Source organism: Streptomyces sp. NPDC039430 (assembly GCF_055639435.1).
The window spans coordinates 455,202-469,288 of the sequence record NZ_JBVKAK010000002.1; the positions used below are offsets into that span (position 1 = coordinate 455,202).

15 protein-coding genes are annotated in these 14,087 nt (G+C 69.4%); 6 read left to right on the forward strand and 9 right to left on the reverse strand.

All coding sequences use genetic code 11. From position 1 onward, the window contains the following. Positions 1-43: 43 nt before the first annotated feature. A complete protein-coding gene (locus ACZ7LS_RS07080) occupies positions 44-592 on the reverse strand; it encodes an alkyl hydroperoxide reductase (RefSeq protein ID WP_382664366.1) in 549 nt (182 codons plus the stop codon). A 6-nt stretch (positions 593-598) separates the two neighbouring features. Further along, entirely contained in the window at positions 599-1,153 is a 555-nt protein-coding gene (locus ACZ7LS_RS07085; RefSeq protein WP_382530538.1) for a peroxiredoxin, read from the reverse strand. 163 nt (positions 1,154-1,316) lie between these two features. On the opposite strand from ACZ7LS_RS07085, the gene ACZ7LS_RS07090 reads away from it, so the two are divergent. Then, entirely contained in the window at positions 1,317-2,312 is a 996-nt protein-coding gene (locus ACZ7LS_RS07090) for a hydrogen peroxide-inducible genes activator (protein WP_382530539.1), read from the forward strand. Positions 2,313-2,383: 71 nt separating this feature from the next. Here the strand turns inward: ACZ7LS_RS07090 and ACZ7LS_RS07095 are convergent, their stop codons facing one another. From ACZ7LS_RS07095 to ACZ7LS_RS07115, 5 genes are all read right to left on the reverse strand, one after another. Continuing rightward, positions 2,384-4,789 carry an FtsX-like permease family protein gene (locus ACZ7LS_RS07095; RefSeq protein WP_385137089.1) on the reverse strand — a complete coding sequence of 802 codons (2,406 nt, stop codon included), beginning with the start codon at positions 4,787-4,789 and terminating at the stop codon, positions 2,384-2,386. Further along, complete coding sequence (locus tag ACZ7LS_RS07100) at positions 4,786-5,472, reverse strand: ABC transporter ATP-binding protein (RefSeq protein WP_385137091.1); 687 nt, start codon at positions 5,470-5,472, stop codon at positions 4,786-4,788. The genes ACZ7LS_RS07095 and ACZ7LS_RS07100 overlap by 4 nt, the downstream gene beginning before the upstream one ends. Then, a complete protein-coding gene (locus tag ACZ7LS_RS07105; protein WP_382530545.1) occupies positions 5,469-5,993 on the reverse strand; it encodes a PadR family transcriptional regulator in 525 nt (174 codons plus the stop codon). Before ACZ7LS_RS07105 ends, ACZ7LS_RS07100 begins: the two co-directional genes overlap by 4 nt. 57 nt (positions 5,994-6,050) lie before the next feature. Continuing rightward, positions 6,051-6,608 carry a GNAT family N-acetyltransferase gene (locus ACZ7LS_RS07110; RefSeq protein ID WP_382530547.1) on the reverse strand — a complete coding sequence of 186 codons (558 nt, stop codon included), beginning with the start codon at positions 6,606-6,608 and terminating at the stop codon, positions 6,051-6,053. Positions 6,609-6,757: 149 nt separating this feature from the next. Beyond that, positions 6,758-8,128, reverse strand: coding sequence for a hypothetical protein (locus ACZ7LS_RS07115; protein WP_385137094.1), 1,371 nt, complete (start codon positions 8,126-8,128; stop codon positions 6,758-6,760). Between the two features lie 297 nt (positions 8,129-8,425). Between ACZ7LS_RS07115 and ACZ7LS_RS07120 the strand changes: the two genes are divergently transcribed. The 4 genes from ACZ7LS_RS07120 to ACZ7LS_RS07135 all read left to right on the forward strand — a co-directional run bounded on the left by ACZ7LS_RS07120 (position 8,426) and on the right by ACZ7LS_RS07135 (position 10,181). Beyond that, on the forward strand, positions 8,426-8,866 hold the full coding sequence (locus ACZ7LS_RS07120; RefSeq protein WP_382880524.1) for an ATP-binding protein: 441 nt from the start codon (positions 8,426-8,428) through the stop codon (positions 8,864-8,866). 95 nt (positions 8,867-8,961) lie between these two features. Beyond that, on the forward strand, positions 8,962-9,342 hold the full coding sequence (locus ACZ7LS_RS07125) for a hypothetical protein (protein WP_385137096.1): 381 nt from the start codon (positions 8,962-8,964) through the stop codon (positions 9,340-9,342). Between the two features lie 232 nt (positions 9,343-9,574). Continuing rightward, on the forward strand, positions 9,575-9,709 hold the full coding sequence (locus ACZ7LS_RS07130; RefSeq protein WP_382530555.1) for a hypothetical protein: 135 nt from the start codon (positions 9,575-9,577) through the stop codon (positions 9,707-9,709). A gap of 67 nt (positions 9,710-9,776) precedes the next feature. Beyond that, a complete protein-coding gene (locus ACZ7LS_RS07135) occupies positions 9,777-10,181 on the forward strand; it encodes a hypothetical protein (RefSeq protein WP_385137098.1) in 405 nt (134 codons plus the stop codon). Between the two features lie 52 nt (positions 10,182-10,233). Here the strand turns inward: ACZ7LS_RS07135 and ACZ7LS_RS07140 are convergent, their stop codons facing one another. Then, positions 10,234-10,551, reverse strand: coding sequence for a type II toxin-antitoxin system antitoxin (locus ACZ7LS_RS07140; RefSeq protein ID WP_382530565.1), 318 nt, complete (start codon positions 10,549-10,551; stop codon positions 10,234-10,236). Continuing rightward, complete coding sequence (locus ACZ7LS_RS07145; protein WP_382530559.1) at positions 10,497-11,444, reverse strand: SPFH domain-containing protein; 948 nt, start codon at positions 11,442-11,444, stop codon at positions 10,497-10,499. Before ACZ7LS_RS07145 ends, ACZ7LS_RS07140 begins: the two co-directional genes overlap by 55 nt. A 258-nt stretch (positions 11,445-11,702) precedes the next feature. Here ACZ7LS_RS07145 and ACZ7LS_RS07150 point away from each other — a divergent pair, with 258 nt between their 5' ends. Further along, positions 11,703-13,934, forward strand: coding sequence for a transglycosylase domain-containing protein (locus tag ACZ7LS_RS07150; RefSeq protein WP_385137101.1), 2,232 nt, complete (start codon positions 11,703-11,705; stop codon positions 13,932-13,934). The last annotated feature ends 153 nt before the right edge of the window (positions 13,935-14,087 follow it).

Genomic DNA, 14,087 nt, shown 5'->3' on the forward strand with positions numbered 1-14,087 from the left:
CTCCACGACATGGTGGAGTGCGGGGGCCTGTTCCGTTCGGGCTCTACTCGGCGAGTACGGACTCGGCGAGCACGGCCTCGGCGTCGAGCGTCGTGCCGACCGCCTGGATCACCGCGGCGATCTTGAAGGCTTCCTGGATCGTCTCGCGGTCCACACCGGCCGTGCGGAGCACCTGCTCGTGCGAGTCGAGGCACTGGCCGCAGCCGTTGACGGCGGAGACGGCGAGCGACCACAGCTCGAAGTCGACCTTCTCCACCCCCGGGTTGCCGATGACGTTCATCCGCAGACCGGCGCGCAGCGTCCCGTACTCGGGGTCCGACAGCAGATGCCGGGTCCGGTAGAAGACGTTGTTCATCGCCATGATCGCGGCGGCCGACTTGGCGGCGGTGTACGCCTCGGCGCTCAGGTTCGCCTTGGCCTCCGGCTCCAGCTCGCGCAGCACCCGCGCCGAGCGCGAGGCGATCGCGCAGGCCAGCACGGTGCCCCAGAGCTGCTGCGCGGGCAGCCCGCTGTTGCCGATCACCGAACCGAGGTTCAGCCGCAGGTCCTTGGCGTAGTCGGGCAGCGCCGACTTCAGTTCATCGAGGGCCATCGGAAATCACTCGCCCGACAGGAGCTTGACGGGGTCGAGGGTGGTCTCGCCCTTGTTCCAGTTGCACGGGCACAGCTCGTCGGTCTGGAGGGCGTCGAGCACCCGCAGGACCTCCTTGGGGTTACGCCCCACGGAACCGGCGGTCACCATCGTGAACTGGATCTCGTTGTTCGGGTCCACGATGAAGACGGCGCGCTGCGCGAAGCCGTCCTGGCCCTCGATGCCGAGGTCGCGCATCAGCTCGTGCTTGGAGTCGGCGAGCATCGGGAAGGGCAGGTCGCGCAGGTCCGGGTGGTCCTTGCGCCAGGCGTGGTGCACGAACTCGGAGTCGCCGGAGAAGCCGAGGACCTGGGCGTCACGGTCGGCGAACTCGTCGTTCAGCCGGCCGAAGGCCGCGATCTCGGTCGGGCACACGAAGGTGAAGTCCTTGGGCCAGGCGAAGATGACCTTCCACTTGCCCTCGTAGGTCTTGTGGTTGATCTCCTCGAACTCCTTGCCCTTCTCCAGCGAGACACAGGCGGTCAATTCGAAAGAGGGGAACTTGTCACCAACGGTGAGCACAGGCTCTCCTTGTGGGGGTGGGAAGTCCCTTTTTGAGGTCTTCCGGGCGGTTGGACGGCTCACCGATGGTGGCACAGTCGGCATTGATCATAGAAATAGCTAGACTCGGTCGCCGTGATCGGAGGTGCCTATCAGTGGGGTCGGTTCAGTGGTGTCGGTGTCGGTGACGCAGCACGTCAGGCCGTCCGGCCCGCGGGCCAAACAGCCCAGCCTCTCCCAGCTGCGGGCCTTCGCGGCCGTGGCCGAACATCTGCACTTCCGGGACGCGGCCGCCGCGATCGGGATGAGCCAGCCCGCGCTCTCCGGCGCGCTCTCGGCGCTGGAGGAGGTCCTCGGCGTACAGCTCGTGGAACGTACGACCCGCAGGGTGCTGCTCTCCCCGGCCGGTGAACGGCTGGCGTCCCGGGCGATGGCCGTATTGGACGCGGTGGGCGCGCTGGTGGACGAGGCCGAGGCGGTACGGGCGCCCTTCACCGGAGTCCTCAGGCTCGGCGTGATCCCGACCGTCGCCCCGTATCTGCTGCCGGCCGTGCTCCGGCTGGTCCATGACCGCTACCCGGAGCTCGACCTCCAGGTGCACGAGGAGCAGACCTCCTCCCTGCTGGACGGTCTGGCGGCCGGCCGGCTGGATCTGCTGCTGCTCGCCGTACCGCTCGGCCAGCCCTCGGTCACCGAACTGCCGCTGTTCGACGAGGACTTCGTCCTGGTCACCCCCGACGACCATCCCCTCGGCGGCCGCCGCGAACTGCCGCGCGAGGCGCTGCGCGAACTGCCGCTGCTGCTCCTGGACGAGGGCCACTGCCTGCGCGACCAGGCGCTGGACATCTGCCGGGAGGCCGGCCGCGCCGACGGCGTGCCCGTGACGACCACGGCGGCGGGACTGTCGACGCTGGTGCAACTCGTCGCGGGCGGTCTCGGGGTCACGCTGCTGCCGCGTACGGCCGTACAGGTCGAGACCGGCCGCAACGACCGGCTCGCCACGGGATACTTCGCGGAGCCCGCCCCGGCGCGCAGGATCGCGCTGGCGATGCGCACGGGCGCGGCGCGGGGCGGCGAGTTCGAGACCTTCGCGGACGCGCTGCGCGAGTCCCTGAGCACGCTCCCGGTACGCCTGAGCGCCCCGTCGCCGCGGCCTCCGCGCGTGCCGCGGCAGAGCTGACACCGCGAGCCGACATCACGAGCCGACATCACGAGCTGACACCGCGAGCCGGCGCCGCACCCGCCGTACGGTCACTCCGATCGCAGGCCGTCCGGCCGCATCATCCGCCACAGGGACGGCAGGCTGGCCGCCGTCACCAGCAGGACGACCGCGATGCCCGCGCCCGCGAAGGGCGCGAACACCCACCAGTCGGCGACCGGTTTGGCGAGCAGGTTCAGCAGTACGGCACCGAGGGTCAGTCCGCCCGCGATGGCCAGCAGTGTGCCGAGCGCGACCGGGATCGCGGTCTGCCAGAGCACCGACCACGCGAGTGTCGAGCGGCGCGTCCCGAAGGCCACCAGGACCGACAGCAGGCGTCTGCGCTCGCGCAGTTGCTCGATCTGGGAGACCAGCATGCTCGCGGCGATCAGCGCCATCGTGGCGGTGCCGCCGACGAGCAGACCGGTCTGCACGCTCGCGTACTGCTTGTCGCGTTCCACGGCCTTGAACGTGTTGATCCGCATCGTCGGATCGAGCGCCGCCGCGGTGTTGCGTACGTACTCCTCGGCGTCCGCGACCCGTTCGTCGGGCCGGATCGTGGCGCTGGTCCGCGCGTCGGGCATACGGCTCGGGTCGAGGGCGCCCGGGGTGGCGAGGATGCCGTCGTTCAGGCGGCCCACCGGGTCGGTCCTGGCCTCGACCGTCCGGGCCGACGCGGGCAGTGTCCACAGCGAGGGTTCCGCGACGCCGTTCACGGTACGGCTGCCGAGGTCGACCGGCTCGCCCGGCCGGGCCGCCTTGTCGACCCACTCGTTCTGCCGCTTCCGCCCGGGGATATGGGCCACGAAGGTGTCCCCGTCCTCACAGGAGGGCAGCCTCGCCAGCTCCCGCAGGGTGGCGCAGGTGCCGACGGTCAGGATGGTGGTGGGCTGGATCTCGTGCGGGGCCACCGGCCCCGGCCTGACGACGTAGCTCTCGGCCACGGCGACGACCCCCGTGACGCCCTTGGTGCCGCGGAAGCCGTCGGTCATCTCCTGGGCCAGCCGCCCGCTGCCGTAGAACGCCTCGACGGTGATGTTCGCGCGCGTCGGATCCTGACCGGGGGGCCTGACGAAGTCCTCGTGCATCCCGGCGAACGTCATCTGGACGGCGATGGCGCCCGCCACGGCCGCGGTGATTCCCATGACCGCCCGGGACGCCGGGCCGCTGTTCAGCTGGAGCCTGCGGGCGGCGAGCTGCCACGGCACCGGTCCGCCGCTCATCCCCGCCACCACGGCCTCGACGAGCCAGGGCAGCAGGGTGGTCAGACCGGTCAGCACCAGCACCGCGCCCGCCGCGATGGGGTACGGATCGACGGCGGTCGCCTCGCCGATCGTGCCGACCGTGCTCAGGAGGGTGACACCGGCGACGGGCATCAGCAGCCGCCACCACAGCCGCCGACGCCGGGGGCGGGCCTCGCGTACGACCCCCAGCGGTTCGATGGTGACCGAGCGCAGCGCGACCAGCGTCACCCCGACCGCCGCCACCGGTACGGCCGCCACGACCAGCGCGACGAGCGCCGGCGCCGGGACCAGGTCGCCGGGGAAGGCGCTGAGGTTCCACAGCCGTACCCCGCCCGCCAGCGGCCGCAGCGCCAGGAAGAACGCGCATCCGGCGAGCAGACCGAGCGCCGCGCCGAACAGCGCCTCCCCGGCCGCGATACGCCGGGTCATCGCGATATCGGCGCCCACCAGCCGCAGCGCGGCGAGTCTGCGGTCCCTGCGCTCGCCGCCGAATCGGACGGCGGTGGCGATGAAGATGGCCACCGGCATCAGCAGCACCACGGAGACCAGGACGATCAGCACGACCAGGTACGGATTGATCGGATCGGGCCGGCCGCCGGAGCCGTAACCGGCCGTCCGATGGCCGCCCTTGGCCGTGGTGAGGTTGTCGCTGCCCGCGTAGAAACGGAGCTCCTCCGGGTCGAGCAGACCGGCGTCGGAGATGGTGCCGACGACGCGGTTGCCGAACCGCTCCTTGAGGAGCGCGCCGTCGGGCGAGTCCAGCAGCTCCCGCAGGGCGGGGGAGACCACCATCTCCCGGGGCCCCGGGACCTTCGTGACACCGGGCGGCAGTGGCGGGCTGGCGCCGTCCGGACGCAGCAGCTGGCCGCCGACGGTGTCGCCGCGGTACTCGGTCTCCGCGTTGATCCACACCATCGTCGTGTCCGAGCGGGGCACCGGAGCCCCGTCCGCCATCTCGGCGACGGTGCGGGCGGCCGTCCGTTCGGCGCGCGCGTCGATCACCCCTGGTACGGACGCGGCGAGGAAGAGCAGTGTGACCCCGAGCCCGACCCCCACGGCGGTCAGCAGCGTACGGATCCAGCCCTCGCGTCCGCCCGCGGCGGCGAACCGTACCCCGAGCCCGAGGTCACGGGCCCAGGTGCGGAGCCGGCCGGGCGCACGCTTCGGGACCGGGGGAGCGTACGCGGGGGGTCTGGCGCGATCGAGGAGCGTCATACGGTGAACTCCGCCTCGCGGGCCCTGCCGTCCCGCACGATCACCTCACGGTCCGAGTAGGCGGCGACCCGCGCCTCGTGCGTGACCAGGACGACGGCGGCACTGGTGGACCTGGCCGCCTCGGTCAGCAGCTCCATCACCCGCTCGCCGTTGTAGGAGTCGAGCGCGCCGGTCGGCTCGTCGGCGAAGATCACGCGCGGAGAAGTGACCAGGGATCGGGCGACCGCGACGCGCTGGCCCTGTCCCCCGGAGACCTCGCCGGGGCGCTGGGACCCGATGCCGGCGACCTCCAGCCGCTCCAGCCACTCGCGCGCGGCGCGTTCGGCGTCCTTGCGCCGGACGCCGTTGAGCCGCAGGGGCAGCGCCACGTTCTCCAGACAGGTCAGTTCCGGTACGAGCCGGCCGAACTGGAAGACGAAGCCGAATTCGCCGCGGCGCAGGGCGCTGCGCTCGGCCTCCGGCATATCGGTCAGCACACGGCCCCGGTAGGTGATCGTGCCCGCGTCGGGCGGCACGATCCCGGCGAGGCAGTGCAGCAGCGTGGACTTGCCCGAGCCCGACGGGCCCATGACGGCGACGACTTCGCCCGGGTGGATCGAGAACGTCACGCCGTCGAGCGCGGGGGTCGGTCCGTACGACTTGCGCAGATCGTCGGCGATGAGCAGGGAGCCGACGGGCGTCATCGGCGTACCGCCGTGGCGAGCCGGTCCAGCCGGGCGGCGGTCAGTTCCAGCCAGCGCAGATCCGCCTCCAGATGGAACAGCGCGTGATCGCAGATCAGCTGGTCGGCGAGGTCGCCCTGGCGCTTGCGCGCGGTCAGTTCGCGCATCTTCCGCAGATGCTCGGCGCGCTGGGCGTCGAGCAGATCGGCGGCGCTGCGGCCCGTGAGCAGCGCGATGACGACCTTGGTGTAGAGGGTCGACTGGAGGTACGGCTCCGGGCTCTCCGGCTGCGCGAGCCACTTGCCGACATCGGTGACACCGGCGTCGGTGATCGCGTATCTCTTGCGCTCGGGGCCGCCGCCGGCCTCCACGCCGTCGACCACGACGAGCCCGTTCTTCAGCAGCCGGGACATGGTCGAGTAGACCTGTCCGTAGTGCAGGGGGCGGTCGCGGCCGAATTGATCGTCGAAGGACCGCTTGAGGTCGTATCCGTGGCGCGGCCCGGACTCCAGAAGCCCGAGGAGGGTGTGACCGATGGACATTCCCTCACTGTACACGCGGTGTATAGATGTGTGGAGGAGTCCAGTCCCGCCTTGCGACTACGGCTCGTCGCCTGCCGACCACTCTTCGCGAAGGATTCCGTAGGTGATGGAGTCCCGCCAGGCGCCATGGACATGGACGTGTCCGCGGATTACTCCCTCTTCGGTCATCCCTGAGGCCAGGAGTGTCTTCGCGGACGCGGTGTTCATCGGAGCGCGAGCTGCCCAGACGCGATGAAGGTCCAGGTCCAAGAAACCCAGGGCCAGGAGTAGCCGCACAGCTTCTCTACCGTAGCCGCGTCCCCAGAAATCGGATCGCAGTGCGCCTCCGATCGTGGCTGCGCGCTGCTGATGAGGGTCGAGGGCGAGACGGACGTATCCGGTGAGTTCGCCACTGTCCCGCGCGACAAGGGCGAGGGCGTACTCGTCCCGTGGCGAGGCCGTCGCGGACGCTATGGAACGAGAGACGATTCCTTCGACTTCGGTGCGTGAGCGCGGCGCGAAGCTCAGGTGCTCGGTGACTTCGGGGCTGCCGTAGATGGAATGGACCGCTTCCACGTCATCGATGACGAGTTCGCGGAGCGAGAGACGCGCGCTGTGACGATCGACCGGATACATGCTGACCGATGCTAGTGCAGGCCGAGGGCATGCAAGCCGCGCTTGATACGAGAGGTGTTTGGCCGTTGCACTCGAACAGTGCACGAGCCCGCCGACGCTTCCGTGCTTGAGGGCACGGCGGCGCCGACAGGCCTTTCGGCAGGCGTGCTTCAACGGAGCAGGGCAAGCGGGAGTTGCCGACCGAACATGGCGATTTCATCGCGCAGATCCCTCGCGACCACGGCGTCACGCACCGGTTCACGCAGGAGCGCTACCCGTACGCGGTCCACGGAGCCGATGATGCCGGCGTTGCGCTGCGCGGGAGGTAGATCCAGCACGGGCTGAACCGCGGCGGCGGCCCCATCCACGTCGCCTGAGCCGAGACGCGCGAGAGCAAGATTGGATTGCGCGCCCGCCGCGTCGCCGAATGCCCAGTGCGGATCGTCCGGATCACTGAATCCCTGTACGGCTTGCTCAGCACGAGTCACCAGGCCCGGCACGGCGTCGGAGTGGCCGAGGAGCACGGTTGCCTCCACCTCGTAGTAGTCCTGTCGGCAAGCGGGAAAGACGAAGTTGCCGCCCAACTCGTCGAGGTCATCGCTCGCCGTCCGGTCTCTGGCTTCGCGTCCACGGAGATTGGCGGCGGCCACGCTTTCCGGGTCCCTGAGCACGGCAGCGGCTCGGGCCTCCAGACCGGCGAGCCATACGGTCACGCTTCCCGTGAGGTCCGTCGCGGTCGATGCTCCTTGGCGAGCGAAGTGCAGAGCGTCCTCCGGACGCTCGGCCCAGTACGAAATGAGGGACTGGAGCCCCCGAACCCAAGCGCTCATGCCGATGTGCTCGGCCTTGTCCGCACACACAGCCGCTGTTCGCGCCTGCATCATGGCCGACGCCGGGTCAGCGAGGTCGTGACTCGCCTTGGCCAGCATTCCGGACAGCAGTGAGGCGAGAAAGTAGAGGTCCCTGGTCTGCGACGGCTTCGCGCGGCCGCTTTCCAGCAACCGAAAGGCGCGATCCTGGAGTTGGGTCAAGTCGTCCAGGACAGCGCCCAGGGGGACGCGTGTATAGATGCCGGCAATGCGTCGGGTTTCGTCCTGAAGGTAGGCCATGGTTTCCGGCCCTACCTCGTTGTGCTCCGCCCCCATGGCGAATTCAATGGCGCGTCGTGCGGCCATAGCTGCGTCCCGTCCCATCTTCTGCTGTTCCGCGCCGGAAGCGGCGCGGACGTTGGTGTCCGACAAGCTGAACTGCCCAGAAAACCTGTTCCCCATGAGTAGACGTTCCTTGGCTGGAGCCTCGGATAAGAGTTCCTGGATCGGCCTCATGAACAGGTGCGCGAGAATTCTCCGGGCATCGTTCTGAGGCGTCACTCTCCCCGAGTACCAGCGCTCATAGGTCCTGTCCGAGACCGTGTGCGTGGTGAGAGAAGAGTCCCGAACCTTCGCAGCCAAGCTTTGTGCTGGCTGGTGGTACTGATCGATGAAGGTTCGGTAGTCCTTCCATCCCCTTTCGTCGATCAGGGACCGGAGGAGCGTGGCCATGGAATCCCCCTGTGCTGTCCAGCGCGATAGGGCGACGTTACGCCCGCGATGCCTGTAACTAGGCCTGTTCATTGGGTTCCTGACGAATCTGTCGGAACTCTGTCGTCACTCTGTCGAGGGTTTGTCTCCTTCCTCGCTCTGCTCGCGCAGGAATGACGTGGATCTGTCGGTAGATCTGCGTGGGCCGCGTTGCGACGATCGACACCCACCACCTCATGTGCCCAGTTCGCCACGGAAAGTAACCGAAGTGCGAGTGGGGTGAGTGCTGGTCAGTACAGGACTACCGAGGGGAATCGCATGGTGACCATGCTCCCGAAGCAGTACGAAAAAACCGGTTGTCGGCCACCGGCGGGGCCTCCGCCCCAGCTCATGCTCGTCGGTTCCCCGGAGTCCGTCCGGGCCGCTCGTGCCTACGTACGCGAGTTCATCGCGTACCACCTGCCGGATGTGGCACCCGACCACACGGCCGACGTCGAACTTGTCGTCTCGGAGCTGGTCACCAACGCCGTTCGGTACGGGACCGAGCCCGGCGACTCCGTGCTCCTCGGCCTGAGCGGCACGGCCACCCGTGTCCGTATCGAGGTGCGGGACCCCGTACGGCGTCGACCGTCCTTCAAGCCCGTTTCACATGAACGCGACCGGGGGCGTGGGCTGTTCATCGTTGAGGCGCTGGCGGAGTGCTGGGGCGTGGTCGACCAGCCGTTCGGCAAGACCGTATGGGCAGTGGTGGCACGGTGACGGAGTCACCGACCGGCCAATCCACTGTCCCGAGCGCAGGGTTCGTCGCGGGGTGTGTCGTATCGACATGGCTCGACGTCACACCGGCGGGCCCGGTGGCGTGGTTGCTGCTCGGACATCCGCCGCCGCGTCGCCCCGGTGAGACGGCGGGGAATGTCGAGGCCGGACTGCGGAGCGTTGCCGCTGCGATGGGGCTGCGGCGCGCCGTCGGGACCGTGCCGTACGTCGGTGAACGCCTGCTGATCCGGGGCCCGATCACCGCTCTCGACTACGGCCACCACGACTGCCTCCTGCGCCTTCCGGACCCCGGCCCTCGTTGGCGCGCCCACCTGACCGGGGGCGGACTCGCATGCATCACCCTCGGACTCGATTCCATGCCGCTGGGCGCGAGCCGGGATGCCATCGGTATGTACATACGGCGGTCCGCCTCGGCCGGAAGAGCGCTCGTGGGCGCCACCGGCGTGCGAACCCGCTAGTGACGAGACGTCCCCTGCCTCCGCTGACGGTTCTCGTCATCGCGCTGTCCGCGCTTCTCGTGTTCGTCCTGACGATCGCCGGCGATCAGTTCGCCCCATAGAACCCCCGTTTCCGGCCGGACTCCCGGCGAAGGAAAGGCCGGCCGGAACGGGTTCGGGCCACCAGGGCCCAGCACCGCACCAGTCGAGCCGTCCGGACGGACCGGATGCCGACACGGCACAGGAGGTCACCATGCGACACCTCATCGACCTGGTCAAGTACGGCGGAGAGGACAACGGCGGCAGCAGCGGAAGCAGCGGCGACGACGGACAGGGCGGCAATCCTTCCGGCGGCTGTGGCGATGGCGACGGCTGCGGTCGCGGGTAACAGCACATCCTCAAACGCGGCGGCCCCTTCTCCGGGCGGGGCCGCCCACTCCTGGCGGAGGAGAAAAATGATGCCGCACCACCACGCGTACGTATGGCTCGGTCACGGCGGCGTACTGGTCAAGCCGGGCGACGCTCATCGGCGCCCTGGACATCCCGAGTTCGCGTCGGCGCAGGTAATGCCGCTGGAAAGCGCGGACTGGCTACTCAAGAGCGCGTCCAGGATCGAGGCGACGTTCACTGAACCCCAAGAGGCGACGGACTGGTACATGGCACAACTGGCACGACACGCCGAGACGTTCACCGGCAGCTACGCCCCCCTTGCCGCCCCCGACGAGATCGCCCGGCGCCTGGCGGCCCGCGCGGATATCGTCGGCGGATGGTGGGCGACCGGCGGCCGATTCCTGTCCGTCAACCTGATCGCTTGCAGTCCGCACCGTGAGCGCAGGGAGTACGTCTGCCCGGCTCGGTGACAGGGGGCCCACATGGGCGCTGCGGATCGGCGCTTTGAGCAGGGCGTGACGCTTAAGCAGTCCGCCCGGTCGACGGCCCGCCCGGTGTTCCGTCCTCCGACTCCCCCTCGGGCGGCCCCGGCTCCGCCGTCTTCGGCGGCCGGCCCCGGCGCGGGATGGGTGCCGCGTCGGTGGGCAGCCGGCCCGCCTCGCCCAGGGCCCGGCGGAGCAGGAACTCGATCTGCGCGTTCGCGCTGCGAAGTTCGTCGGACGCCCACCGCGCGAGGGCGTCGTACACCGCCGGGTCCAGTCGCAGGAGAACCTGCTTGCGTTCGGTCACTGGTAGAGCGTGCCCGTGTTCACGACCGGCTGGGCGGCCCGGTCCCCGCAGAGCACGACCAGCAGATTGCTCACCATCGCGGCCTTGCGCTCGGAGTCCAGCTCCACGATGTCCTGCTCGGTGAGGCGGGTGAGCGCCGCCTCGACCATGCCGACCGCGCCGTCCACGATCAGCCGGCGGGCCGCGACGACGGCGCCCGCCTGCTGGCGCTGGAGCATCGCCGAGGCGATCTCGGGCGCGTAGGCGAGGTGCGTGAAGCGGGACTCGATGATGTGGACGCCGGCCGCCTCCACCCGCGCGTGCAGTTCGACGGCGAGCTTCTCGGTGATCTCCTCGGCGTTGCCGCGCAGCGAGAGGCCGGCCTCCTCGTGGGCGTCGTACGGGTACTCGATGGCGATGTGCCGTACGGCCGCCTCGGTCTGCGTGGAGACGAACTCCAGGAAGTCGTCCACCTCGAACATCGCCTGCGCGGTGTCCTCGACCTTCCAGACGACCACCGCGGCCAGCTCGATGGGGTTGCCGTAGGCGTCGTTCACCTTCAGGACGGCCGTCTCGTGGTTCCGTACCCGCGTCGAGATCTTGGTGCGGGAGGTGAGCGGGTTCACCCAGCGCAGTCCGTCCGTGCGGATCGTGCCGCGGTAGCGGCCGAAGAGCTGGACGACCCGGGCCTCGCCCGGCGCCACCATGTTCAGTCCGCACATCGCGAAGAACGCGGCGATCGCGACGAGTACGCCGACCGTGATCAGCGCCGCCTTCAGCCCGGCCGGGCCGGCCATGGCTCCGAGGACGCACAGGGCGCCCCCGGCGATGAGGCCGAGCAGTCCGAGCAGCAGCGCGAGCCCGCCGCCGATGCTGTGGGCGGGATTCTCCCGGACCCGCGGTGCGGGCATCTCCGGTATGTCGTCCGTCATGGTCGTAGCCGTGGGTGTGCTGGTGGAAGCCATGTTCTGTCCCCGTTTTCGGTTCACTGCCGCCGATGGGCGGTAGCTAGCATTGTGATTACACATTACGTCCCAGTGCAACCCTCCGGCGCTCCCGGGAGTCGGTTCAGGTGGGATAGGTGCTGATTGTCACGCCCCAAAAGACCAGATCGATGCCCTTTGTCACAGCGAGCGGTGTTAGCTTTCTGAGCTGATTCCGGTGGGTGAGCAGCTACGGACGAGTCCTGACGGAGCGGATGAGAGAACGGGGCGTGGACGGCGATGGGCCGAGCGGAAGTCAGAAGGGCGAGCCGGCACGGAGCGCGCCGCGCCGCCGCACCAGGCGGCATACGCCGCTTCTTCACGCTCAGAAAACTGCTCGGAGCGTTCTTCGGGCTCTGTCTGCTCGCCATGGGCGGGCTGATCGTGCTCTATGTGCTGGTCCCCGTGCCGAGCGCCAACGCGCAGGCCGAGATGCAGAGCAACGTCTACAAGTACAGCGACGGCACGATCCTCACCCGCACCGGTGAGATCAACCGCGAGATCGTCGGCCTGGAGCAGATCCCCAAGGACGTCCAGCGCACCTTCGTCGCCGCCGAGAACAAGTCCTTCTACCAGGACTCCGGCGTCGACATCAAAGGCACGACCCGCGGCCTGATCAACACCCTCTCCGGCAAGGGCAAGCAGGGCGGCTCGACCATCACCCAGCAGTACGTCAAGAACTACTACCTGAACCAGGACCAGACGGTCACCCGCAAGCTCAAGGAGCTGGTGATCGCCCTGAAGGTGGACCGGAACACCAGCAAGAGCGAGATACTCGCCGGATACATCAACACCAGCTACTACGGCCGCGGCGCGTACGGCATCCAGGCCGCGGCCCAGGCGTACTACGGGATCGACGCCTCCGCGCTGAACGTCGCCCAGGGCGCGTATCTCGCCGCGCTGCTCCAGGCCCCCAGCCAGTACGACTGGACGGCGGCCACCGCCACCGCCAGGAAGCTGGTCACCGAGCGCTGGAACTACGTCCTGGACAACATGGTCGAGCAGAAGTGGCTGGATTCCGCCACCCGCTCGGGGCTGAAGTTCCCGGTGCCGCGGACGCCGAAGGCCGCCCCGGGGATGGAGGGCCAGGCCGGCTACCTCGTCGAGGCCGCCAACGACGAACTGGCCCGCCAGGGCGTCGACAAGGCGGAGATCGCCAAGGGCGGCTGGACGATCACCCTCAGTATCGACGCGAAGCGGCAGAAGGAGCTTGCCCGGTCGGTCGACAAGCAGCTGGAGAGCAAGCTCGACCGCAAGGACAACAAGACGGACGCGACCGTGCAGGCCGGCGCCACCTCCGTCGACCCGAAGACCGGCCGGGTGGTCGCGCTCTACGGCGGTACGGGCGCCACCGAGCACTGGATATCCAACGCCACCCGCACCGACTACCAGCCCGCCTCGACCTTCAAGCCGGTGGTGCTCGCCTCCGCGCTGGAGAACGGCTCCGAGACCCAGGACGGCCGGAAGATCGGCGTCAATACGAGGTACGACGGCACCAGCAAGCGGCCGGTCGAGGGCAGCGACACCTCTTACGCCCCGCAGAACGAGGACGGCCGTGACTACGGCCGCGTCAGCGTCCAGACCGCGATGAACAAGTCCATCAACTCCGTCTTCGCGCAGATGGTCGTGGACGTCGGCCCGCCCGAGGTCAAGAAGACCGCCCTGGACCTCGGGATGCGGGACAAGGGCTTCCCCGAGCGGCCCGCGATCACCCTCGGCACGATGAACGCCTCCACCTGGGACATGGCGGGCGTGTACGCGACGCTCGACAACCACGGCAGGAAGATCACGCCGACGATCGTGAAGTCCGCCGAGCACAAGGACCGTACGGTCGAGATCCCCGACCCGGTCGGCAAGCAGGTGATCAGCCGGGAGACGGCCGACACCGTCACCCATGTCCTCCGGGGCGTCGTCGACAACGGCACGGGCTTCGAGGCCAGCACCTCCGCCTATGAGGCGGCGGGCAAGACCGGTACCTCGGAGAACAACTGGTCCGCCTGGTTCTCCGGCTACACCCCGCAGCTCACCACGGTCGTCGCGCTGTTCGGCGAGTCCCCCAAGGAGGGCGGCGGACAGGTCAGCCTGACCGGCACCGCCAACTCCGGCCGGGCCAACGGCGGCGGGTTCCCCGCCAGGATCTGGGCGGACTACACCCTGAGCGCGCTGAACGGCGGCTCCGACGCGAGGTTCGACCTGGACATCGCCGCGCCCGTGCGGGAGACGCCGTCGGCACCGGTGGCCCCGAGCAGCCCGGAACAGAGCCCGTCCCCGACGCCCTCGCGGTCGGAGCCGACGGAGCCCAGTCCGTCCGAGTCGGCGTCCAGCCCGCCCCCCTCCGAGTCGGCCGGGGACAGCTCACCGAGCACCGAGCCCGGTGGTGGAGACCCGAGCAGCCCGGGAGGCGGTGAGTCCAGCGACGCCCCGCCGGCCGCGGACACCCCCGGCGACGGGCCGCCGCGGGGCCGCCCGTAACACGCGCTCTCCCCACGGACGCGGGGGGGGGGGGGGGGGGGGGGGGGGGGGGGGGGGGGGGGGGGGGTCTGGTGGGGGGGGGGGGGGGGGAGGTGGTGCTGAGCGGCATGATCATGGCGGTACCGGGCCCCGCCGGTTCCTACGATTTCCGGC